This is a genomic window from Bradyrhizobium aeschynomenes (genome assembly GCF_013178945.1).
GTDB classification, from domain to species: Bacteria; Pseudomonadota; Alphaproteobacteria; order Rhizobiales; family Xanthobacteraceae; genus Bradyrhizobium; species Bradyrhizobium aeschynomenes.
On the sequence record NZ_JABFDM010000005.1, the window covers coordinates 42,459 to 64,199 of the forward strand.

28 protein-coding genes are annotated in these 21,741 nt (G+C 64.2%); 11 read left to right on the forward strand and 17 right to left on the reverse strand.

Annotated elements, in window-relative coordinates; genetic code table 11:
* Positions 1 to 130: 130 nt before the first annotated feature.
* Positions 131 to 457 carry a DMT family transporter gene (locus HL666_RS15915; RefSeq protein WP_172112805.1) on the reverse strand — a complete coding sequence of 109 codons (327 nt, stop codon included), beginning with the start codon at positions 455 to 457 and terminating at the stop codon, positions 131 to 133.
* A gap of 231 nt (positions 458 to 688) precedes the next feature.
* Entirely contained in the window at positions 689 to 949 is a 261-nt protein-coding gene (locus tag HL666_RS15920) for a hypothetical protein (protein ID WP_172112571.1), read from the reverse strand.
* A 206-nt stretch (positions 950 to 1,155) separates the two neighbouring features.
* Between HL666_RS15920 and HL666_RS15925 the strand changes: the two genes are divergently transcribed.
* Complete coding sequence (locus tag HL666_RS15925; RefSeq protein WP_172112572.1) at positions 1,156 to 2,130, forward strand: quinone oxidoreductase family protein; 975 nt, start codon at positions 1,156 to 1,158, stop codon at positions 2,128 to 2,130.
* 69 nt (positions 2,131 to 2,199) lie between these two features.
* On the opposite strand, the gene HL666_RS15930 is transcribed toward HL666_RS15925, so the two are convergent.
* Both HL666_RS15930 and HL666_RS15935 read right to left on the reverse strand, forming a co-directional pair.
* On the reverse strand, positions 2,200 to 2,478 hold the full coding sequence (locus HL666_RS15930) for a hypothetical protein (RefSeq protein ID WP_172132866.1): 279 nt from the start codon (positions 2,476 to 2,478) through the stop codon (positions 2,200 to 2,202).
* A gap of 113 nt (positions 2,479 to 2,591) precedes the next feature.
* The gene (locus HL666_RS15935) at positions 2,592 to 3,212 is read right to left on the reverse strand and encodes a LexA family transcriptional regulator (protein WP_172112574.1); all 621 of its coding nucleotides are present in this window, start codon (positions 3,210 to 3,212) and stop codon (positions 2,592 to 2,594) included.
* Between the two features lie 142 nt (positions 3,213 to 3,354).
* Here HL666_RS15935 and HL666_RS15940 point away from each other — a divergent pair, with 142 nt between their 5' ends.
* The gene (locus HL666_RS15940) at positions 3,355 to 3,891 is read left to right on the forward strand and encodes a GcrA family cell cycle regulator (protein WP_172182356.1); all 537 of its coding nucleotides are present in this window, start codon (positions 3,355 to 3,357) and stop codon (positions 3,889 to 3,891) included.
* Between the two features lie 54 nt (positions 3,892 to 3,945).
* Positions 3,946 to 4,545, forward strand: coding sequence for a DUF6456 domain-containing protein (locus HL666_RS15945; protein ID WP_172112576.1), 600 nt, complete (start codon positions 3,946 to 3,948; stop codon positions 4,543 to 4,545).
* A 64-nt stretch (positions 4,546 to 4,609) separates the two neighbouring features.
* Here the strand turns inward: HL666_RS15945 and HL666_RS15950 are convergent, their stop codons facing one another.
* Positions 4,610 to 4,966, reverse strand: coding sequence for a hypothetical protein (locus HL666_RS15950; protein ID WP_172182358.1), 357 nt, complete (start codon positions 4,964 to 4,966; stop codon positions 4,610 to 4,612).
* Between the two features lie 246 nt (positions 4,967 to 5,212).
* Between HL666_RS15950 and HL666_RS15955 the strand changes: the two genes are divergently transcribed.
* Complete coding sequence (locus HL666_RS15955; protein ID WP_172182796.1) at positions 5,213 to 5,647, forward strand: hypothetical protein; 435 nt, start codon at positions 5,213 to 5,215, stop codon at positions 5,645 to 5,647.
* A gap of 83 nt (positions 5,648 to 5,730) precedes the next feature.
* On the opposite strand, the gene bamA is transcribed toward HL666_RS15955, so the two are convergent.
* Positions 5,731 to 7,983 (reverse strand): outer membrane protein assembly factor BamA, encoded by a 2,253-nt coding sequence (gene bamA / locus HL666_RS15960; RefSeq protein ID WP_512699044.1) that lies wholly within the window; start codon positions 7,981 to 7,983, stop codon positions 5,731 to 5,733.
* 300 nt (positions 7,984 to 8,283) lie between these two features.
* Between bamA and HL666_RS15965 the strand changes: the two genes are divergently transcribed.
* Positions 8,284 to 9,339 (forward strand): hypothetical protein, encoded by a 1,056-nt coding sequence (locus HL666_RS15965; protein WP_172112578.1) that lies wholly within the window; start codon positions 8,284 to 8,286, stop codon positions 9,337 to 9,339.
* Between the two features lie 289 nt (positions 9,340 to 9,628).
* Here HL666_RS15965 and HL666_RS15970 read toward each other — a convergent pair whose 3' ends face one another.
* Both HL666_RS15970 and HL666_RS15975 read right to left on the reverse strand, forming a co-directional pair.
* Positions 9,629 to 9,862: a DUF6894 family protein gene (locus HL666_RS15970; protein ID WP_172112579.1), complete on the reverse strand. Its 234-nt coding sequence runs from the start codon at positions 9,860 to 9,862 to the stop codon at positions 9,629 to 9,631.
* A gap of 224 nt (positions 9,863 to 10,086) precedes the next feature.
* Positions 10,087 to 10,317, reverse strand: a complete 231-nt coding sequence (locus HL666_RS15975) for a hypothetical protein (RefSeq protein ID WP_246739251.1) — start codon at positions 10,315 to 10,317, stop codon at positions 10,087 to 10,089.
* Between HL666_RS15975 and HL666_RS15980 the strand changes: the two genes are divergently transcribed.
* Positions 10,298 to 10,486 (forward strand): hypothetical protein, encoded by a 189-nt coding sequence (locus HL666_RS15980; RefSeq protein ID WP_172112580.1) that lies wholly within the window; start codon positions 10,298 to 10,300, stop codon positions 10,484 to 10,486. The two genes, HL666_RS15975 and HL666_RS15980, sit on opposite strands and share 20 nt — an antisense overlap.
* A gap of 2 nt (positions 10,487 to 10,488) precedes the next feature.
* On the opposite strand, the gene HL666_RS15985 is transcribed toward HL666_RS15980, so the two are convergent.
* From HL666_RS15985 to HL666_RS16000, 4 genes are all read right to left on the reverse strand, one after another.
* Entirely contained in the window at positions 10,489 to 10,815 is a 327-nt protein-coding gene (locus tag HL666_RS15985; RefSeq protein WP_172182361.1) for a cupin domain-containing protein, read from the reverse strand.
* A complete protein-coding gene (locus HL666_RS15990; RefSeq protein ID WP_246739252.1) occupies positions 10,812 to 11,474 on the reverse strand; it encodes a YqcI/YcgG family protein in 663 nt (220 codons plus the stop codon). Before HL666_RS15990 ends, HL666_RS15985 begins: the two co-directional genes overlap by 4 nt.
* A gap of 118 nt (positions 11,475 to 11,592) precedes the next feature.
* Positions 11,593 to 12,885, reverse strand: a complete 1,293-nt coding sequence (locus HL666_RS15995; protein WP_172182362.1) for an MFS transporter — start codon at positions 12,883 to 12,885, stop codon at positions 11,593 to 11,595.
* Positions 12,885 to 13,595, reverse strand: coding sequence for a hypothetical protein (locus tag HL666_RS16000; RefSeq protein ID WP_172112584.1), 711 nt, complete (start codon positions 13,593 to 13,595; stop codon positions 12,885 to 12,887). Before HL666_RS16000 ends, HL666_RS15995 begins: the two co-directional genes overlap by 1 nt.
* Before the next feature lie 64 nt (positions 13,596 to 13,659).
* Between HL666_RS16000 and HL666_RS16005 the strand changes: the two genes are divergently transcribed.
* From HL666_RS16005 to HL666_RS16015, 3 genes are all read left to right on the forward strand, one after another.
* The gene (locus HL666_RS16005) at positions 13,660 to 14,679 is read left to right on the forward strand and encodes a GlxA family transcriptional regulator (RefSeq protein WP_172112585.1); all 1,020 of its coding nucleotides are present in this window, start codon (positions 13,660 to 13,662) and stop codon (positions 14,677 to 14,679) included.
* Between the two features lie 203 nt (positions 14,680 to 14,882).
* The gene (locus HL666_RS16010; RefSeq protein WP_172132871.1) at positions 14,883 to 15,176 is read left to right on the forward strand and encodes a hypothetical protein; all 294 of its coding nucleotides are present in this window, start codon (positions 14,883 to 14,885) and stop codon (positions 15,174 to 15,176) included.
* 92 nt (positions 15,177 to 15,268) lie between these two features.
* Entirely contained in the window at positions 15,269 to 15,622 is a 354-nt protein-coding gene (locus HL666_RS16015) for a phasin (RefSeq protein ID WP_172112587.1), read from the forward strand.
* A gap of 155 nt (positions 15,623 to 15,777) precedes the next feature.
* Here HL666_RS16015 and HL666_RS16020 read toward each other — a convergent pair whose 3' ends face one another.
* The 3 genes from HL666_RS16020 to HL666_RS34505 form a co-directional block, all read right to left on the reverse strand.
* Positions 15,778 to 16,092 carry a c-type cytochrome gene (locus HL666_RS16020; RefSeq protein WP_172112588.1) on the reverse strand — a complete coding sequence of 105 codons (315 nt, stop codon included), beginning with the start codon at positions 16,090 to 16,092 and terminating at the stop codon, positions 15,778 to 15,780.
* 154 nt (positions 16,093 to 16,246) lie between these two features.
* Positions 16,247 to 16,381, reverse strand: coding sequence for a hypothetical protein (locus HL666_RS34420; RefSeq protein ID WP_283812621.1), 135 nt, complete (start codon positions 16,379 to 16,381; stop codon positions 16,247 to 16,249).
* Between the two features lie 288 nt (positions 16,382 to 16,669).
* Entirely contained in the window at positions 16,670 to 16,918 is a 249-nt protein-coding gene (locus HL666_RS34505; protein ID WP_172112589.1) for a hypothetical protein, read from the reverse strand.
* Positions 16,919 to 17,261: 343 nt separating this feature from the next.
* Here HL666_RS34505 and HL666_RS16030 point away from each other — a divergent pair, with 343 nt between their 5' ends.
* Positions 17,262 to 18,413, forward strand: coding sequence for an OpgC domain-containing protein (locus HL666_RS16030; protein ID WP_172182363.1), 1,152 nt, complete (start codon positions 17,262 to 17,264; stop codon positions 18,411 to 18,413).
* A gap of 6 nt (positions 18,414 to 18,419) precedes the next feature.
* On the opposite strand, the gene HL666_RS16035 is transcribed toward HL666_RS16030, so the two are convergent.
* Positions 18,420 to 18,680 carry a hypothetical protein gene (locus tag HL666_RS16035; protein ID WP_172182798.1) on the reverse strand — a complete coding sequence of 87 codons (261 nt, stop codon included), beginning with the start codon at positions 18,678 to 18,680 and terminating at the stop codon, positions 18,420 to 18,422.
* Between the two features lie 214 nt (positions 18,681 to 18,894).
* Here HL666_RS16035 and rocF point away from each other — a divergent pair, with 214 nt between their 5' ends.
* Complete coding sequence (rocF, locus tag HL666_RS16040; protein ID WP_172132874.1) at positions 18,895 to 19,869, forward strand: arginase; 975 nt, start codon at positions 18,895 to 18,897, stop codon at positions 19,867 to 19,869.
* A 71-nt stretch (positions 19,870 to 19,940) separates the two neighbouring features.
* On the opposite strand, the gene HL666_RS16045 is transcribed toward rocF, so the two are convergent.
* On the reverse strand, positions 19,941 to 21,572 hold the full coding sequence (locus HL666_RS16045; protein ID WP_172182800.1) for an NAD-dependent malic enzyme: 1,632 nt from the start codon (positions 21,570 to 21,572) through the stop codon (positions 19,941 to 19,943).
* Between the last annotated feature and the right edge of the window lie 169 nt (positions 21,573 to 21,741).

The following is a 21,741-nucleotide window of genomic DNA, read 5'->3' on the forward strand; positions in this document are numbered from 1 at the left end:
TGGTCAGGAGAAGCTGCTCGCGGCGCTGTTGATCTTTCGCATTCTCTACCATCTGCTGCCGTTCGTGCTGTCGCTCGCTCTGTTCGGCATGATCGAGCTCTGCCGGAGTCGCCGGACCGTGCGTGGTCGGTCAGACCGGCGAGTTCAATTTGAGTCCGACCATGCCGGCGATGATCAGCGTCAGGCAGAGCAGTCGCACCGGATCAGCCGGCTCGCTGTAGACAATCATGCCGACGATGATGCTCCCTGCGGCGCCGATCCCGGTCCATACCGCGTAGGCGGTGCCAAAGGGCAGTGATCGCAATGCGAACGACATCATTGCGAAGCTGAGCAGGATCGCAACCACGGTGCCCAGGCTAGGCCAGAATCGCGTCAGCCCGTCGGAGTGCTTGAGACCGAGCGCCCAGATGATCTCGAGCAGTCCTGCGGCCAGAAGCGCGAGCCAGCCGCTGGTCATGACGGTGTGCTTTCCGCCCGCGCAAGGCGTCGTGCGACGATATGTCGTGGCGGGTTCGCTCTCGTCGATGGCAGAGCAACCGCAACCGATCGTCTGGGCATTCTCGGCTCCGCGGTCCGAATGCCATTCATCTGCAATCTTTGCACGACGTGCATATGACGGTTTCAGCCACTGACGACCGTCGGACGGGGCGGCGGCCACGTCCCGGTGGCGATGTTCAGCCGGTTTGCGTCACCTCTCTTGCATCATTGTGAAGACGATCCCGGTCATTGTGGCGCCCACCGCAAATGCCAGCGTGAACGTGCCGACGAGAACGGTGAAGGTCATGTGCGGATCGCCGCTGTGGGCGATCAGGGTCGAAATCCCGAAGGCATCGACCTGGGTCAGCGCAAAGGCGAAGCCGAGACCGAGCGCGGTGCCCATGAAGGTGTGACAAGCGAGCTCGATCAGGATGGCCGGGTTGACCACCGCGCTGCGTTTTTTAGGCGGCATTGGAGCTGTCCTCCGCTATCGCCCGTGAACGCTGGAACGGCGAGCGTTGTTCCTGTGCGCGGGGGCGCCTTGAAGCGATTGCCAAGCGGCGGCAAGAGCGGCTACCAAATCATCCAGGTCTCAGTCGCACATGATGATGCCCGTGCACGTAGAACAGCCGCGACGGAGCGGTGCGACCTCCGGCGTCAAACAGGGAGGAACGTCACATGACGAATGCCATTCGTTTTCACAAGACCGGTGGTCCCGAGGTCCTCAGCTGGGAGCAGGTCGAGGTCGGCAAGCCTGGCCCGGGCGAGGCACGCATCCGCCACACGGCGGTCGGGCTCAATTTCATCGACATCTATAATCGGTCGGGCCTCTATCCCGTCCAGCTGCCGAGCGGCCTGGGAAGCGAGGGCGCCGGTGTGATCGAGGAAGTCGGTGAGGGGGTTACGGACCTGAAGGTCGGAGATCGCGTCGCCTATGGCTCGTCGCCGCTCGGCGCCTATTCCGAGGCGCGGCTGATGCCGGCGGCGCTGCTGCTGAAGCTGCCGGACGAGATCGACGACAAGACGGCTGCCGCGATGATGCTCAAGGGCCTCACCGCCCAGTACCTGATCCGCCAGACCTACCGGGTCAAGGCCGGCGAGACCATTCTGCTGCATGCGGCCGCCGGCGGGGTCGGGCTCATCCTCAGCCAGTGGGCCAAGCATCTGGGTGTCACCGTCATCGGCACGGTCTCCAGCGACGACAAGGCGCAGTTGGCGAGGGAGCATGGCTGCGCGCATACGATCGTCTACTCCCGCGAGGACTTCGTTGCTCGCGTGAACGAGATCACCGACAGCAAGAAGGTGCCGGTGGTCTATGATTCCGTCGGCAAGGACACGTTCCTGAAATCGCTCGATTGCCTCGCGCCGCTCGGCTATGCGGTGCTGTTCGGCCAGTCCTCCGGCGCGGTCGATCCGCTGAACCTCGGGCTTCTCGCGCAAAAGGGCTCGCTGTTCGTGACCCGGCCCACGCTGTTCACCTACGCGGCCAAGCGCGAGAGTCTGGTTGCGATGGCCAAAGAGCTGTTCGACGTGGTCAAGTCCGGCGCGGTGAAGATCGAGGTCAACCAGACCTATCCGCTCAAGGAGGCAGCCAGGGCTCATGCCGATCTGGCGGCGCGCAAGACGACGGGGTCCACCGTGCTTCTGGTCTGACGGCAGGTGTGAGGCGGCAGCCGGCCGAACCTCTCGCGGCCGTCCGGCCGGCAACGTCGGTCACGACGTTTAGCCGATCGGCTCGTGCTTGCGCAGGTCGCGGAGGTGATCGAACCGGGCGGCCTGCAGATCCGCTGCCCGCCCGTCGATCTCGGGCAGTGCGGCCTCTGACATGAGGTCGGCGGTGAGATCCGCGACGGAATGGTCGCGGATCTCATGGATGAAGCTGATGTTGGAATATTCGCCCGACGCGATTCGCGCGACGACATCGCGCCGGGTCATCTCGGGATCGACCACGGCCTCGCATCCGCGTCGGCCATAGTCGATCATCACGACGAAATACTGCATGGAGCCCCAATTCGCCTTCGGACGAACTCGATGGCTCCATTATTTCCGAAAAACAGAATTTGTCAAGGGCGGCGGCACGAGGAGCACCGGGCGTTCCTCCTGCCGCCGGCCGCTCACTTGCTCGACGATCGCGCCGCCCGAGCCTTTGCCACCGCCTTGGCGCGGATCCGCGAGATCTGCCCCCGCGGCAGGGTGACGAAGATCTCGCCGATCCAGTCCAGCTTGACGCCGACGATCGGCTTGGCGTTGAAGCTCTTGAGATTGACCACGGATGGCGATTTGCCGCGCTCGATGGTCTTCAGGTAGCGCTCGCCGGACTTGAGGCGCACCACAGCCTCCTCGCCGTAGAAGCTCGACAGCGGGTGGCGCTGCTCGCGGTAGACGACGATGACGTCGCCATTCTCGTATTTCGGCAGCATCGAATCACCCGACACCTCGAAGGCGATCGTCTCCTCGGAGATCGGGAAGGGCAGGGCGACCTCGCCCAGGCCCTCAAGCGGTACCTGCTCGTAATCCGGCTCGATCACCGAGCCGGCGCCGACCCGCCCCATGACGGGAACCGAGTTCAGCTCCAGGTATTCCGTGATCAGAGGGATCTCGGCGGCTTTGATCAGGCGCTGGCCTCCGAGGATCTCGGAGACGGCGCCGGGGCGCACGCCCATGGCACGGGCGAGCCCTCCTTTGGTCTTTCCTGGCTTCTCGAGTGCACGCTCGATCATGGCGACGTCCAACATGGCTTTGACCTCTTTTGCGAATCTCGGAAAGGAGTATATGTTTCGAATAATCAGAACTCAAGCTTGACTTTTCCTTCGGAATAACGGAAAAAGAGGCGACGGGCAAGGCCCGCGGCCCCCGATCCCGAAGGAAGAGGCGACAATGCAGTCCACCGATTGGCCAGATCCACACTCCAAGATGCTTTGCGAGCTCCATGCCAGGGGGCTCTCCTATGCCGCGATCGCGCGCGCCCTCAATGCGCAGTTCGGGACGGCCTATACGCGCAATGCCACGCTCGGCCGCGGCAAGCGGATGGGGCTCGTCGCGGCGGCCGCCCCGACATCCCCGCGCGCCCAGGCCCGGCCGAGGTCTGCGGCGGCCGGAGGCCGGCGGCGGAGCCCGAAGGCCGGTGCTGGGCCGATGGCGCTGCCACCGCCGCCGAAACCCGCCGCCGCGGTCCGACTGCGCTCGGTCGGCATCAGCCCGCGGCTGTTGTCGCTCGACCAGCTCGGCACAAATGACTGCCGCTACCCCTACGGCGGCGACCGGGACGACGACCCGATCACGTTCTGTGGCCATCCGCGGCAACCCGGGTCGTGCTACTGCACGCCGCACCACCATCTGACGCGGACCCCCCCTGAGGAGACCGCTGTGCGCCCGGTCGGGCGCCTGACCCTGCGGCTCGTGGCAGCTGCATAAGCCCGGCGTTTCGCCGACCAAACCTGCTTCCATTCCATTTTCCGGAGACGAGACATGGCGCGCCCCCGACGCAGCAAGCCCCACCGCATGCCCAAGACCCATGACCGCCGCGCGCACGATCTGCCGCGCAATGCGGACGTGGTCCCGGTCGAGATCGACGATCCGCTGGCCCTCGAGCCGGGCGAGAAGATCGTCGCGCTGCGCTCGGTTCGCAACGATCCGCTGGGCCGGCTGCATGCGCACAAGCAGCTCGACGACGCTCAATACCGTGCCGGGCGGGCGTTCCAGAACGATTGGGAGCGGGCGGAACGGGGCCCACAGGCGATCGATCCGTCGCGCGAGCATGTCGACGGCGCCCGAGGGCGCGAGCCGGTGACCGAAGGCCAGCGACAGGCCGTGTTGCGGCTGAACCGGGCCGAGCGCGAACTCGGGGCCGATGGCGCGGCGATCACGCACGACGTCCTGGTGCACGGCCTCACGATGGAGCAGGTCGGCCATAAGCGCGGTCTCGCCAGCCAGCGCTGGAACGACTATTTTGCCCGCCGCTTCAAGGAATGCCTGGATCGACTGGCGTTGGTCTATGGCTTATCCACAGATCGTATCCCCAGAAAATACGATCAGCCGGTCCGAGCGAGCCGTCCGACGCAGACCTGACGCGGCGTGGCCGGCGCTCGCGTCTCATCGGGAGGCACGAACGCTGGCCGGCGCCCCGTTCCGCTCACGGATGCGGTGCAACCGCATAGGTCGTGCTGTACGGCTCGACCCGCAAGGACGCATGGGACAACAGGCCGATCTTGGCCGACGGCGTCATCTGCAGCTCGCCGTTCGGGCCGCGGTGGACATTGTACTGCCAAGCCGTGAGGTCTCCCTTTTGCGCCAAAGCGTGCGCCACCGCGCTGGCGTCGTTGCCGCCGATCGCGGTCAGCTCATCGCCGTTGAGGCCGATGACGATCTCGTCCTTGACGGTCACGACCTTGAACAACGAGGTCCTGCCTTCCCCGGCCGCCGCCATCGACGAAGTCGCGACGAAAAGTACAAGGGAGCCGAAAATCGCGCGTGTCAGTCCGGAAGCCATGGAATCTCCTGTCCGCCTCGTTCGAATGGTCGTGAGCGTGCAGGCATTGGTTTGTCGCAACCGCCCGCCGGTTCGCGAAAAAATTGATGCGGTCGAGATTGAACCCGGCTGCGAGACGCTGCGTCTAACGCCCCATCGGGGTCACGCGAGCTTCGGTGCACTCGGCCGGCTCGTGTCGTTGATTCAGGTCAAGCAGTTCGTGCTGGAGTGTTGTATCCGTCACGGACGAAGAGACGGGGGATGCCCATGTTCATCGGTCGATACCTGTTCCGTTCACCCCGCGCGACAATCGCGTTTGCAGCCGCCGCGGCAACGATCCTCGTGACAAGCCCACCTGCGCCGGCTTTCGCGCAGCCGGCGCCCCCGGCCAGCAAGCATGCGGTCGTGAAGGCGGCTGCCGGCGACGCGACCGATCTCAGCGCCCGTCGCCGGCATCGCCGCGTCTACAGGGGCAATCCGGCCGCCGGCCTTGCCATCATGGGCGCGATGATCGGGACCTTCGGTGCGATCGCTGCCGCGCATCAGCATGATGACTACTATTATTACGAGCCCGGCTACTATCCCGGGCCTGGCTATTATGGGCCGCCGCAGGTCTACTACGCACCTCGGCCGCACTATGTCCGTCCGTATTACGGCCATCCGTATTACGGTCCGCGCGTGCACTACTATCACCCCTACTGAGGTCGACCCGGCCGGACGACCGTCAAGTCGCCGCCGGAGTCCAACCCGTGCTAGAAGCCGCCTGCGCCGGAGTCCAACCCGTGCTAGAAGCCGCCTGCGCTGAAGCGCAGCGGCTGCACGACGTCGTAGGCAGCCTTGCTGATCGGCACCGCGTAGTCGACTGTGAGTGGTCCGAACGGCGAGGCCCAAGTCATGCCGACGCCGACCGAGGAGCGCAGGACGTTCTTGTTGGCGACCTGGACGTTCTGGGTCGGACCGCGATAGCCGAACACGGTGCCGGCATCGACGAAGGCCGACGCGCGCAAGCCGTATTCCTTGGGCAAACCCGGAATGTTGCTCTGCAGCTCCGCCGTGGTCGCCCAGTAGTAGCTGCCGCCGACATTGTCCATCGTCGATCCCGGTGTAAGGTCACGCGGTCCGAAGCCGCCCGGCGCGAAGCCACGCACCATCGTCGGACCGCCGAAGAAGCTGTTGAGCAGCGGCGCCTGCTGCCCGCCCCATCCCGTGACATAGCCGCCCTGGCCGCGGACCATGCCGGTCAGATCGCTGTTGATGGACCGGTAGTAGCGGACATCGGCGGTGGTGCGAAGGAAGCGGACGTCGCCACCGAGGCCGGCGAGATCCTGGCTCAGCTGAGAGCGGATGCCGCTGGTCGGCATCTTGGTGTTGTCGAGCGTGCTGTAGGTGACCGTGTTGCCGAGCTGGGACACCGTCTGGCGTCCTGCCGCGACGGCTTGCCGAACCGGAAGGGATACGGCTGCGGGCGACAGCCCGGGGGCGAGCACGACCTTCTGATCGTAGAGCGAATAGCGCCACAGCATGGCCGTCTGCTCGCTGACCGGCATGCCCAGAGTGAGCGCGCCGCCATAGGTATTGTTGCCGAACGATTGGAACGTGCTCGCCATGCTCTGCCGCGCGAACAATTCGACGCCGGGCGTGGTTCGGCCGATCGCATAGGGCGATGTGAAGGACAAGGTGGCGCCGCGCGCGAACTGTCCGTATGTGAACGTCGCCTGCGCCGTGTTGCCGGTGCCGAGCACGTTGCGGTCGCCGATCTTGACCTCGGTGAGCAGGCCGTCGGTGGATGAATAGCCGCCGGAGACGTTGAAATCACCGGTCGGCTGGTCGATCGCCTCGACGTCCAGCACCACACGGTCTCGGACCGAGCCGGGCCGCGTCGTGATCTTGACGGACTTGAAGTAGTTGAGGTTGCGCAGGCGTCGTTCGGCGCGATCGACCAGGATCCTGTTGTAGGCATCGCCCTCGCCGATGTCGAACTCGCGGCGGATCACGTCGTCGCGCGTATTCTTGTTGCCGTGGATCTCGATGCGCTCGACATAGCTGCGCCGTCCTTGCTCGATCTGGAAGCTGATGTCGGCCACGCGGGCCTGCGCGTTGCGGACGGTGCGCGGCTCGACTTGGGCGAACGGAAAACCGAGCTTGCCCAGTTCCGTCGTCAGGACCTCGGTCGTCTTGTCGATCTTGCTCTCGTCGAACGTGTCGCCTTGCTGCGCAACCAACAGCGGTCGCAGGCGGTCGCAGGACAGCCCCTGCACGTTGCAGGAGACATCGATCGCGCCGAACTTGTAGAGTCCGCCTTCCTCGATTGCAAAGACAAGGTTGTAGCCGCTGCTCGCCGCGTCATAGTCGACGCTCACATTCGTGATCTCGGCATCGGCATAGCCGTGGCTGCGATAGTATTGTCGCAGCAGTTCGCGATCCTCGTTGACACGGTCGGCGTCGTAGACATTGCCGCCGATCACGAAGCTGAGCGGGTTGGTCGCCGAAGTCTTGATCACCGCACGCAATTGCCGTGCCCCATAGGCGTTGTTGCCGACGAAGCTGATCGATCGCACCGGCGTCTTCTTGCCCTCGGTGATGGTGAAGACCAGGTCGACGCGGTCATTGCCGCGGTCGATGATCTCTGGGACGACACGGACGTCGTCGCGTCCGACCCGGTGATAGGCCTGGAGGATGCGGGCCACGTCGCCCTGCACGGTCGCGCGCTGCAGGCCTGCCCGTGGTTTCGACAGCACCGCGCCGGCGAGGTCGGCATCCTTCACCTTCTTGTTACCTTCAAAAGCGACGCGATCGAGGACTTTTGCTTCCGTCAGCCGGACGACGATCCGGCCCCCGGCGCGGCCGATCTTCACGTCGTCGAAGAGACCGGTGGCGACCAGAGCCTTGAGGCCGGCGTCCAGCGCGGCCGCGTCGTAGCGGCCCTCGGCGTCAGGATGGAAATAGGACCGCACCGTCTGGGCATCGACGCGCCGATTGCCCTGTACCGCAAGGGCTTCTGCGGATGCTGCGATCACCGGAGACGTCAGCACGGACATTGCCGCAACAAGCATCGCGATTGGTCGCGGTCTGCTGATGCGCGAGTGACGCCGGTTCCGGGCGGTCATGATGTGCGCTCCTGCCTGCTCGTCATCGCCGTGATGCAAGAGCGGGTGGACGGCCAAATCATGTCGGGGCCGTGGAGACTTGTTGGCCTGCGATCACGCCTGCGAAGGGTGGGCCGGCGGAACGAGGGTGGCCGCAGAATCGACGTAGAGTCGAGCCAAACGCTGGTCAGCATAGTGCTCATTCGTCCGCGGCGGTCGTTGCCGCCGGCGAACGTTTGTCGGGAGCAGATCATGCGCGCGATCGCGTTGGCCCTCATCGCCTGTACCTTCGTTCAATCGGCGCTTGCTGCCGCCGTCGTCCCCGAGATCGATCCACGCGCCTCGCTCGGCGTCGTCCAGAACTGGATCTACAATTATCGTACCAAGCCGGACTACGCCCATGTGCCGGCGGCGGTGCGGGTGCTGTTTCACTCGCAGACTTTCAAGGAGCCGGAGAATTCCGGAATCTATCTGGGCTTCATTGCGGGTGCGATCGGCTCCAATCCGGCCAAGGCCGAGCAGCTCGTCAACAGCTTCTTCCCCGTGCCCCCGGAGGAGGAGTGGGTGATCGTGCGGGCCATCGCTTATTCGGGCCTTCCGGATTGGCGCAATCTCATGCGCAAGGTCGCTCCGAAGATGCCGGGCCGCCGGGTCATGATCGACGGCTATCTGAGCGGCACGCAGCCGACCTTGATGGACATCCCGCTGGAGGAGACCAAGCCGGGCATGATGGACAAGCTGCGTGGCGCGCTGACGCAAAATCCGTTCAAGAAGGAGGAGCGCAAGCTGGATACCCGGCTCAGCTACGCAACGCATCAAGACCTGCTCGACATCCTCTGGGGTTATTACTTCGCGACCGGCTCGCGGGTGCCGATCCAGCGCATCGTCCAGATGCTGCCGTGGTCGAAGAGCCGCGATACGGTCGACAAGCTGACCATCGGCAGCATGGCGCGCTACACGTTGGCCAGCTACTCGGTGCGCGATGCCAGCCTGCGCGATTATCTCCGCGAGGAGCTCGCGCGGCAGACAGGTCCCGTCAAGGAGCCGCTGAGAGAGGTCGTCGAGGCGGCCGATACGGTGCAACTCGGCGCCGTGCGCAAGGACGCCGTCGCTGCGGTCGAGGAGCTCAAGCTCAAAGGCTCCGATGCCCGCCGCAACATGGATTTCTGGGGACAACTCGGCGTCGGCGCGCTTGCGCTCGGCTGCGTCTCGGCGGCGGCCCTGGGACAGGTCGCCGTCGGCATTCCCTGCGTGATCGGTGGTTCGGCCTCGCAAGGCCTGCTCTCGTTCTGGGAGAAGCAGCAATAGCACCGAACGGCTGCGCTTGTGATGCTCAGGGGGAGACGTGAACGGCGCTCGTCCGTCGCGTGCTGCCGCGCTGTCTTGGATTCTGATGTCGCGTGGCGCGTCGAGAGCGGCGGTTGCCCAATGGCCCTATCGGCGTGCGCGCTCGGCAACGAACGCCGGTGTCAAAGGCAGGCTGAGGCAAGCCTCATCACCAGCTGCACTACTCGCGTTGATTGCAGTCGTCCCGGTTCTGTCTACGAATAGTTGAATTTGCTTCCGGCCATCGACGTTGCCGCCGCGCCGCTCAGATTCAGGATAGGCCGACTTTCATCGCGGCTGGATAGACCGGCTCGCGGTGAATCTCCGCGCCGGATTCGTCGACCACCACGATCGAAAGTCTGCGATCGGTAATGCGGGGATCGTGTCGAAGCCGCCGGGCCAGATCCCGGCTATGCTCGATCGCCCCGGCACTGGTCGCAAATTCCAGACCGGTCCGGTCCCTCGTCGGAATGCCATCCTTCATGTCGAAATAATAGGTGCGCATGGTCTTCCTACAGCCCCTGTGCCGCGGGAGGGGACCACGACGCCAAAGCGGCGTCCGCAATCCGTAGTCCTCCCGCTCGAACTATAGAAGACCTCTAATATGGAGGACAAGCTTACCTCCGGCGTAATCCCCCTCCCTCGTTCGATAAACGACCATTTTTGCTGGCATCGTCAGCCAGAAACTGCCAGAAAGCTCAAATTGTGCCGCCGAAATCGACCGTTTGGTCAGTTCGGCTTGCTGCAAGAGTTGTTCGCTGGCATACTTTCAACCTGGTCGGGTTCCGCACGGTCGATTTCCAGGCGGGCCATTCTGAGGATCAGGGTCGCAGTCGTCAGACCAAGACTTTCAGCCTCAATTGCTGCAGTATCTACCTTGCGTGCAAGGCCTTCACGTTTGCTAAGGACTGGCATTACCGTTTCCTGCCAAAGGTGCGAGATGAAGAATTCGACATTCATCGCGGAGCTGCACACGAAGCTCGGAGCCCCATCGAGCGAAGCGGTGGAGAGCCTTCGACTTCTGAAGGCCTTCTTGAAGCTGGCGCCGGGCCAGCGCATCGAAGTGATCGAAATGGTCGAGCGGCTGACGTCGGAGTCGCAGGCGGAAACCGATCGCCCCCTGTCCTGACCTCACCCATCCCGACCACAGGTGGTGGTTGTGATCGGACTCATTGCAATTGCGTAGATTGCATCATCCAGAGCCTCTGATTCGTGCAGCGTGCCGGCCGGCAGGAGGATCTTGTCGCCTGCGGTGCAGACGCGCTCGCCCCCTTCCCATCGGAACGTCAGGCGCCCTTTGATCACGACGAGGATCTCGTCGACGGGGTGCGTGTGGAAAGCGTGAACCTTGCCGGCGGCGTCGTGCTGCAGCTCGATGCAGCCCTGCGACGGCAGCAGCGCGAGGATGTCGGGATCGATCGCAAAATCGGTCTTCGTTCCGGCAATGATCTGGGTCATGCGGCTTGCTCCTTGTCTCCGATGGACGACGGCTTGGCCTGGGCGAGCTGGTGAAACGGGCAGGCGGGCGGCGGTTGATTGTCGTCGTAGAGGAAGTACTGCTTGAATTCCCGGCCCTCCGGATTGCCGTAGCGGCCGAGCAGGGGAGACGGTGTCGTGGTGTCGAACGGGGCCAGCCGCTTGCGAACCTCGCTGAAGGCCTTGGCGGCGGCTTCGTCTGTGCCGAGCATCCGCTCGAATACCCAGCGCGGCTGGAACGTGAGCATGAATGCGCTCGAGCGCCGGCTCTGCCGCATTACATGCGCCGGTGTGCTGCAGACGACGAAGATCGGCTCGCCGGCAAACGAGAACTCCCACATCGGATGATCGACGGTCTGCGGAATCTCCGCAGGCCATGGCTGCTTGTCGATGCGCGCGAGCTGATCGAGGATCCGCCAGAACTTCTTGTAGTAGGCGTCGAGCGTCTGGACCGGGCGCGGGCGCGTGAACAGGACGAGTGACGTATTGGGGCCGTGCGAGCGGCTCTCCGAGACGAACAGGGCAAGCTGCCGGCCGAGAACCTCGATGTCGATGGGATCTAGGAACAAATAACGAAGCTGATCGGCGCGAAAGCCCGCGACGCCGAAGACGCACGGAAAGGGTCTGGCTTCGCTGCTCATCTGGGCTTCGAACTCTGAAAACAGGACGCTCTGCCAGCTTCCGGCCCTGTGGCCGGATCGAACTTCGTCCTTTCTCAAAAACAAACGCGACATACTCACCCTCTCTTTTTCTTTATATTCAGTTTGCCAGTATCAATTTGCGCCTCATCATCAGCGGGCCGAGTATCCCCGGCAGCGACATCAGCAGTAGAATGGCGATCAACGTCGCGTAGCCCGCATCATTGGCGACCGTGTACGGGCGCGCTCCCGCACTCCCGCCGATCCCGCTTGCGGACACCATGGCGAACGCGATGAGCGGCTGCGCGAGCCCGGCGAAAATGCCGGCGGACGTCGTGTTGATCGACGCGCCCACGCCGATGCGTTCTGCCGTGTAGAGACGCTTCGTACATTTCAGGATCAGCGGCACCGTGCCGCCGGCCACCAGGCCCAACATGGCGAACACCATGCCGACATAGAGAAGGCCGAACGCATGGGCCAGAACCGGAAGCAGCATCGCCACGAGCAGCATGCGCAGCAGGCTGATGCGGATCAGGGCTGCCTCCAGCAACCGCGTCCGGTCCGCCGCGTGGCCCAGCAGGATCGAGCCGACTGCATTGCCGACCATGAAGGCCAGCAGAGGACCGCCCGCCGCCGACGGTGAGATGCCGAAATAGTGCGACACCATCGGGATGCCCCATACGCCCGCCAATGTGGTGACGACCGCAAAATGCGATGCAAAGCTCATCGCGCAGCCCCAAGTCGCAGCCGATCCGAGCGCATGCCAGCTCGCCAGCAGCACGCTCCTCAGCGTCGGGGCTCTGTCGTTTGCGGGGGCGGCCTTCAACGCGACGGACGCGCAGGCGAGGTTCGCAAGGCCGATGCAGGCGATGAAGAGGAAGCTGTTGCGCCAGCCGAATCCGCTGACGGCGGCCGCAAGCGGCGTCGTGGCGACGACACCGCCGACATAGCCGGACACCTGGGAGATCCCGGACATCAGCCCGAAGCGTTGGTCGGAAAAGCTCTGGGCCACGAGCTTCAACAGCGCGGTGAACACCAGCGCGTCGCCGCAGGCCGTGATCACCCGTGCGATGAAGACATCGATCAGGCTGGGCGACAGGGCGAAGGCCGCGCTGCCGAGCACCGACGCAGCCATGCTGCAAAGGATGACGCGCTTGACGCCGTAGCGGTCGACCAGCATGCCCGCCGGAATCTGCATCAGGGTGTAGCCCCAGAAGTAGCTCGAGGCGAGCATCGCAACGCCCGAGGCGTCGGTGCCGAAGTCGCGTACGAAGTCGAGGCCGACGGTCTGCGGCGACATCCGTTGCAGAAAGGCGATCGCGTAGGCGAACGCGACCGTTGCCCACGCGACATAGGCGCGATCGGCAAATCTCGGCAGAGACGAAACGACTGCTCGTTGTCCAAGCGCCGCCATCACACCCTCGCGTACCCGACGGAGAACAGCGCGTCGGCCGAGTCCGGGATGATCCGAGACATCGCCGTCTCCACGCGCGATGCCGTGCCGTGATAGTCCTGCCGGATATGCTCGATATGACCATAAGCGCCGCGCATGATCATGCGGGGCACCTCCAGCGGCTTGCCTGGATAGAGTCGTGCGCACATCTCGACGCACGCGGCCTGCAGCTCGGGATCCGCAGCATCGCCGAGCAGGGATGGCGCGACCTTCTCGCAGATCTTCGCGTTGGCAGCCCATACGATCGGATTGCGTGTTCGCCAACCGTAGAGGAGTCCTTCGCTGCGCGTGGCGCAGCCGGGATGCTTGAGAATCTGCGACGTAAAGAACCCATACAGGCCACGACCCTGGTGTGCGGGCAGCACTTCAGTTCCACTGCGATAGATGGCCGGCTGCTGCGCGATGGTCATCACGCGGTAGACCGAGAAGGCCACCAGTCCCAAGGGATCGTAGACCAGAACGAGACCGTATTTGCTGTCGAATGGCGATGCCGCGACAGTCCAGTGAGGTTCGACTGCTTTCCAGTTAACAGCAATGATCGAATTCATCGCATCCATGATCGGCAGCCGGTCAGGCTCCGCGATCTTGGACGCGTCGGGAAAGCTGTAGACGGTGTAGTCGTCCCAGGGCGAGGCGATGGTCGAATATCGGCCTTCCAGGTTGCGCGACATCACGTGAACTCCAGCACTGCACGTCGAGCTATACAGGCCGTCATCCGATCGCTTAAAGGACAATATGCCCTCGAATTCTGCCAACGCCTCCCGGCATGCTGCGGTGCGACGAGACGGCGCCGAGAGGCGACTGGTGATCTTCGCATTCCCAGGGGTGACGCTGCTCGACGTGTCCGGGCCGGCCCAGGTCTTTGCCGAGCTCAGCGAGATCGAACTGCCGGGGCCGGGCTATGCGCTGAGCTATGTGTCCAGGCAGGGCGGGCTGGTGCCCACCGATGTCGGCCTGATGATCGACACCGCGCCACTCTCGGCCATGAATCCCACGGAGGTCGACACGCTGCTGATCCCTGGCGGGCCTGGCATCTGGAAGCTGCGGCAGGACGAAATCGCGATGCAATGGATCGGCGAGGTGCTCATCGATGCCCGGCGTATCGCATCCGTCTGCCTAGGGGCGTTTGCGCTCGCCTGGGTGGGCGCGCTCGAGGGCAAACGGGCCGCGACACATTGGCGCTACTGCCCGCGCCTGCAGGACAGCTTTCCGAACGTCAAGGTCGAGCCGGACGCGATCTTCGTGCAGGACGGCCGGGTGTGGTCGTCCGCGGGCGTCAGCGCCGGCATCGACCTGGCGCTGGCGATGATCGAGGAAGATTTCGGTCACACCATCGCACTCGACGTCGCGCGTCGGCTCGTGGTGTTCCTGAAGCGTCCGGGTGGGCAGAGTCAGTTTTCGACCGTGCTGGCTGCGCAGGCGTCGGACGTCGAGGGTCGCTTCAGCTCATTGCATGCGTGGATCATCGAGAACATTGCGAGCGACCTGAGGGTCGAGAACTTGGCCGCGAGGGCCGGCATGACACCGCGCACCTTTGCCCGAACCTATGTCAACCGGACCGGCATGACGCCGGCTCAAGGGGTCGAAGCGCTCCGGGTCGAGACGGCCCGTCTGCTGCTGGAAAGCCGCCAGGTCGAGAGTGTCGTCGAGGTCGCGAAGCGGGCCGGCTTTGGCGACGACGAGCGCATGCGGCGTGCATTCCTGCGGCATCTGGGGGTGTCGCCGACGGAGTATCGTCGACGCTTTTCCGGCTGAGGGGCGTGGGCGTCCGCCGCGCCTGTTGGCAGCCGCCGGTTTCGGCGCGATCCCGTTTGCTTTCGGGTTAATCCCGGCGCTGGTTTTGGGGCCACGCCGGCCGTGCCGTCTGCGATCGGTCTAAGCCTTCAGTAAAATGCCGCGCGTATAAACGTGAAAAATTGAATCAGATCCGTCGTTGCGAAATGCAGCGGAGAGAGTCGATGTCCAACATCATTCCCTTTCGTGGGAGAGCGGCCGCGTCCCCTGTCGCCTTCATGGCTGCCCACCAGCAGGCTGTTGCTGCGGTCGCAGGCGCCGGCCCGCTCGACGCGGTCCGGCCGCTCGTTCGCGATGATGTCAGGAAGACGGTCATCTTGCTTGATCTTGCTTTGCAACATGCGCGAGAGCTCTCTGACCTCGTGACGGAGGAGCGAGCGAGGCGCATTTTCGACCGTCATCTCGCCGCAATCGAATATTCGCTTCAGATCGCGCGTGAGCGCATGGACGCATCCTGACGGGCTCCGCCGTCCGCCGCCTTCGCGTGCATTTGCACGGGGACGAAGGCGCCCGGATGTGGTAGTTGGAGTTGTCGTGGAGGATGTAACCGATGACCCAAACCAAACTGGAAGTGCCCGCCGAGCTGCGCGACCTTGCGGAAAAGACCATCGCGCAGGCGGAAAGGGCATTCGAGATGTTCTTCGACGCGGCCGGCAAGTCGATCGGCACAGTCCCGGGGCCGGCTGCCGACATGTCGAAGCAGGCGCTCACCCTCACCGAACAGAATATCAAGACCGCCTTCGAGCATGCGCGAAAACTGGTTCATGCGACCGAGCTCGAGGAGGCGATGCGGATTCAATCGGAGTTCCTGCGCAGCCAGTTCACCAATGCCGGCGAGCACATGAAGACGATTACGGCGGGCATCATGTCCGCCGCAAGCAAGGCCGCAGAGCCGAAATCTTAAGAGCACCAGTCCTGAGAGGCCAACGCTCAAGAGCCAACGCTAAAGAGCCAACTCTCAAGAGCTAAGGCCTCGTCAGGGTCCTCGCCACGAGTTGAACCGTGCGGCGTGATGCCGTGCAAGATCGGCGGCCGTTCGGCCGCCGGCGAGCTTCGCCCCTATTTGCGCAACGAGCCGATATAGGCCGCGATGTCCGCTGCCTCCAGCCGGTTGAGCGGGAAGCTGGGCATCTTCGGATGCGGATCGAGCAGGAAGAACGCGACCTTCTCGGGAGTGAAATCCGCTTTCTGCGCGATCTGCGCGAACGACGGAACGTCGGCGCTCGCCTGCTTCTGAGTCCCCTCGATGAGGTGGCACGACGCGCACCAGCGCCGGGCGAGATCGGCGCCATGGTCCGCATCGGCGGCCCACGCCCATGTCGACGCCGCAGTCGCTGCCGCAACCGCCAGAACTCTGATCACCAAGGGGCGCATCCGGTCACTCCGATCAATTCGATGGTGGGGGCGAGCATGACGCCGGCCGCTGGCGCGACGGCTGCTCGCGAGGGGAACATCTTGGCATGAAGAACGATCCTCGTCCCGCCCGTCGTGCGGGACGAGCCGGCGGACGACGCAATGCCTGCCGCGCTCAGCTGCAGCATGACCTCGGAAAGTCAGAGAGGTCGATCTTGCTGACGATCGCCTTCAAGAAGGCGCTGATCCGGCGCAGGAGAGACGAGCCGGGCGCAGGGACGGCGGTCAGCTGGTCTGCAACGTAGGACATATCGAGCCCTCCCTGTCGCTCAGCGTTCTTCCGGTGCGCTTGTTGACGAGATGCAGGCGCCCGCATGCCGGGCATGAGACCGCTTCGTAAGCATCGTCGTGCTCGGTAAACGGTGGCACCGCCAAACCGATCTGCACGTTCGATCCCGTGTGGGAGCAGCGAAAAACGAGGTTTTCCATTGCCTGACCATGACGGATCGCGCGGCCGATACCTTGATCTGTCTCAACGGAGAGAGGTCACGGATCAGCCGATGGATGCGAGATTGCAGCGCGTCGCGACGGAGACGCCTCAGGTCAAGCCGTGTGACGTGGCCTTGGTCAGATCCAGCCGCTCGGCGACATTGGCCGCAGTGACGGAGCCCGTCTGGGTGGCTCGCAGCGCAGCGTCGATCTTCGACTTCACGCGCCGTGCAGCGAGGGCGGCAAGCCTCGTCTGGGTTCGTCCGGTTTTGACTTGGTCGCCGAACTCGTACCGCCATTCCCAAATGTCCGGTTCAGCAGTCGCCACGACCGTATATTGGACACCTCGGTGGATCACGGAACCCCCCTTTAACACTTCCACTGCAAGTCAACGTCTAACCAACCTACAATCAATCCGGGCAACTACGGGACTGGAACAATTGCCAGATGTGCGAAGGTAAACTGGTTAACACCACCATGCCGACAATGTTCCCGGGCGCACGCGGTTTCCGTGCAATCTGTCGCAGGGAAGAACGTCTGCAGCATCCGTTCGGTTTACAGACATCGCGCATGGAATCTGAAACAAGGCCGGATCGTCTCGCGGGCAACCTTCAGGGTTCCAATCGGTTGCTGGCGGACTTCTGAGATTCACGCGGGCTTTCTCACAGCGCAGGTCCGCTCACGAGACGAGGCTGGTGTTGATGGCCGGTGGTCGAAAGCTGGCGAAGACCGATGGCGCAGGCGAAACCGGCGACGGGCGTCGCGACCTGCGGCTCGATGCGTGCCGCGGTCTGGCGCTGTGGTTTATCTTCGTCGATCACGTGCCTGACAATTCGCTGGCCTGGCTGACGTTGCGCAACTACGGCTTCAGCGACACCTCCGAGGTGTTCGTCTTCATCTCCGGCTACACGTGCATGCTCGCCTATGGCGGCGCGCTGCCAAAGCAGGGCTGGGCGACGACGATCGTGCGCGCGCTGCGGCGCGCCTGGGAGATCTACGCGGCGTTCCTGGTGCTGCTGCTGGCCTATGCGGCGCTGGTCTGGTTCGTCGGCGGCGGCACGCGCTTCGTCGACGAGACCAACACTGGCTTCTTCTTTCGTGAGCCCGGTCCGACACTGCTCCATGTGGCGCTGCTGCAGTTCGCGCCCGTCAACACCGACATCCTGCTGACCTTCGCGATCCTGCACATCTGCTTCCCGCTCATTCTCTGGATGATGATGACGAGCGCGACCCTGACGCTCGTGCTGTCGGTCCTGCTCTACATGATGGTGCAGCTGTTCAGCTGGCAGGTGCCCGCGTGGCCGAGCGGCGAATTGTATTTCAATCCGTTCGCCTGGCAGCTGTTGTTCGTCATCGGTGCCTGGTACGCCCATGGCGGCGCCGCGCGCCTGCGCCCGGTGCTGAGCTCGCGCACGATCTTGATCGTAGCGCTCGGCTATCTCGCCTTCAGCCTGTTCGTGGCGCTGAGCTGGGAGTTCAAGAGTCTGGAAGGCCTGATCCCGTCGGCCGTCACCGGCCTGATCTATCCGATCTACAAGAGCCATCTGGCGCCGGTGCGGCTGCTGCACTTTTTCGCGCTCGCTCTCGTGGTCTCGCGGCTGGCGCCGCCGCAGTGGCGCGGCCCGATCCGCCCGTTGACGACGGCGATGATCAGATGCGGCGAGAACTCGCTCTCGATGTATTGTCTCGGTGTACTCCTGGCCTTCATCGGCCAAGTCCTGCTGACCGACGTCTTTGGTGGCCTTGCCATGCAGCTGGCGATCAGCGTCGCCGGCATTGCGATCATGATTGGCGCCGCAACGCTGCTGACATGGGAATCACAGCTCGACCGGCGCGGGCCTCGGCTGTTCTGATCGCCGTCAGCCCCGGCGTGCGACGGCGACGCCAAACAAGAAGGCGACGAACAGGCTGGCAAGCGGGGCCTCGCGGGTGATCGCGGCGAGGGTCGAGAGGGCGGTTCCCGGCCGCCGCGCCTCCTTCGCTGCCTCGCTCAGCCGATCGGCGGCGGCACCCAGCGTCCCCACGATCTCGCCCAGCGAGTGCGACATGTCGGTCGCCGTATCGAGCGCGCGTTCGGCGATGCCGGGCTGCGGAGATGTTTCGAACGTTTCGTTGCTCACTGCCGTTACCTTCTCGACGCTGATCGGTCGCATTGAGACGTCATCCTCGGCGCAACGCACTTGGCACGCCGCAGACTTCCGATCAAATGCCGGCTGACGCGTTTGGTTCCATCGTCATGGTTGCAGGTCTCGAAACCGGTGTATCGTCGTGCGCAGATGCGCCATTCGAGCTCCGCAGCGGGTATGCTTCGGACGAGCATGAAAGGATCCCGTCTTGGCTTCATCGGATACAGCACCGCCGCAGCGCATCGCCGTTCTCGGCGCGCCGATCGATCTCGGCGCGTCCGTGCGCGGCACGCTGATGGGGCCGGCTGCCTTGCGCACGGCGGGTCTCATCACCGTGCTCGAGACCCTCGGGCTCGACGTCACCGACTACGGCGATGTCAACATCAGCGATGTGCGGGAGCTCGGCGACGCGCCTCCTGCAAAGGCCAAACACTACCGCCAGATCCAGCGCTGGTCCCAGGTGCTGGCCCGCCGCAGCCATGAGTTGGCGCAGACCGGTGCGATCCCGGTGTTCCTCGGCGGTGACCATTCGCTGTCCATGGGATCGGTGAACGGGATCGCACGACATTGCCGCGAGCAGGGGCGGGAACTATTCGTGCTCTGGCTCGACGCGCATGCCGACTACAACACGCCGGAGACGACGATCACCGCCAATATGCACGGCATGTCCGCCGCCTTCCTCTGCGGTGAGCCTGGCCTCGATGGTCTGCTCGGCGATGAGAGGCGGGCGAGCATCACTCCCGAGCAGCTCGAGCTTTTCGGCATCCGCTCGATCGACAAGGCGGAGAAGGAGCTCTTGCGGCTGCGGCGCATCAGCATTGCCGACATGCGCGCCATCGACGAGTTCGGTGTCGGCGTGCTGATGCGGCGCGTGCTCGACAAGGTCCGGGCACGCGACGGTGTCCTGCATGTCAGTTTCGACGTCGACTTCCTTGATCCCGACGTGGCGCCGGGCGTCGGCACCACCGTGCCTGGCGGCGCGACCTACCGCGAGGCTCATCTCATCATGGAGCTGCTGCACGATTCTGGTTTGGTGCGCTCTGTCGACATCGTCGAGCTCAACCCGTTTCTCGACGAGCGCGGCAGGACCGCGCGCGTGGCGGTCGAGCTGATTGCGAGCCTGTTCGGCCAGCAGATCACCGACCGGCCGACTCCGAGCAACGCGATCGTGCCCGATCAATAGCTCTCCGAAGGAACGGGGTCTTCGCAACGGCGGATGCCTCGTGAACGGCCGAGGCATCCGCAGGGCGGCGATCAGTAGCGGGCGTCGTACATCTTCGCCTCCACGAAGCCGAGCAGGTCGTTCGGCGCGGGCCCCGTGGCGAGTCCGTTCTGATAGGCCACACCGGCGACCGCCGCACCGATATGGGCCGACACTTCGCGGATGCGCGGCAGGGCCGGGTAAAGGCTGCCCTGCTCGAGATCGGCACCGGTGACGCAGTTCGCCAGCGTGTGGGCCGCGGCCATGAACATCTCGTCCGTCACGAGCCGCGCGCCGCTGGCGATGGCACCGAGGCCGACGCCGGGGAAGATGTAGGAGTTGTTGCCCTGGCGCGGCACGAAGGTCGTGCCGTCGAGCTTGACCGGATCGTAGGGGCTGCCGCAGGCGAACAGCGCGCGGCCCTGGGTGTAACGATAGGCCGCCTCCGCCGAACATTCCGCCTTTGAGGTCGGGTTGGAGAGCGCGAAAATGATCGGGCGCTCGTTCAGCTCCGCCATGGCCTGCAGCACCTCCGGCGTGAACGCGCCGCCCACGGCCGCCACGCCGACGATCGCCGTCGGCTTGAGCGTCTTGATCGCGGTCAGGAAGTCTGCGATCGGAGCTTGGTCGTGCGCATAACGCAGTTTATGGCCGTGCAGGTTCTCGCGTCCCTTGATGACGAGACCGCGCGAATCCGTCAGCCAGTTACGTCGCAACGCCTCGGCTTCCGACAGCCCCTCGGCCATCATGGCGGACACGACGAGGTCGGCGATGCCAGTCGCGGCCTCGCCGGCGCCGAGGAACAGCACGGTCTGGTCGGCCAGCTTGCCGCCGGTAATGCGCAAGGCCGAGAACAGACCTGCCAGCGCCACGGCTGCCGTGCCCTGGATGTCGTCGTTGAAGACGCAAGCGTCGTCGCGATATTTGTGAAGCAGCTTGAAGGCCGCGTGGTTGGCGAAGTCCTCGAACTGAATCAGCACGCCGGGGAAGGCGGCGCGGGCCGCCGTCATGAACTCATCGACGAACGAATCATAGGCGTCGCCGCCGAGGCGCTTCTGGCGCAGTCCGATGTAATACGGGTCGTTCAGCAGCTCTTCGTTGTTGGTGCCGACGTCGAGCATGACCGGGAGGCATTCCTCGGGATGAATACCGGCGCAGGCCGAGTACAGCGACAGCTTGCCGACCGGAATGCCCATTCCGTTGGCGCCGAGATCGCCGAGGCCGAGGATGCGTTCGCCGTCGGTGACGACGATCAGCTTGGCACGGTAAGGCCAGTTGGACAGGATCTCGGCAATCCTGCCGCGATCGTTGGCCGAGATGAACAGGCCGCGCGGACGCTGGAAGATCAGGCCGTATTTCTGACAGGCGAGACCGACGGTCGGCGTGTAGATCAGCGGCTGGATCTCGTCGATGTTGTCGCAGACCACCCGGAAGAACAGCGCCTCGTTGCGGTCGTGCAGCGCGTTGAGCGCGACGTACTTCTCGAGATCGTTGGAGAGGCTGCGAAGATTGACCAGGATCCGCTCGGCCTGGGCCTGCATCGACATCACGCCTGCGGGCAGGAAGCCGCGCAGGCCCAGCGCATCGCGCTCCTGCTCGGTGAAGCCGGTCCCCTTGTTGAGCAAGGGATCCCGCAGCAGAGCGAGTCCGCGGGGGGAAAAAGTGGGCAGCGTCGGTGCGCTCATGCGTTGCGGTTGGGTCAAGGCAGTCTCCGAGGTCCTCTGTTCCTGCGCCAATCCGGAGCGCGCCTGCGTTGATCGGCATCAATCGCGGCTGGATGGCGGGAACGGACTGTTAACACAGTTTACGTTCCGCGTTGCACCAATGACGTTGTGCAACTGCGTTGCAGACGAC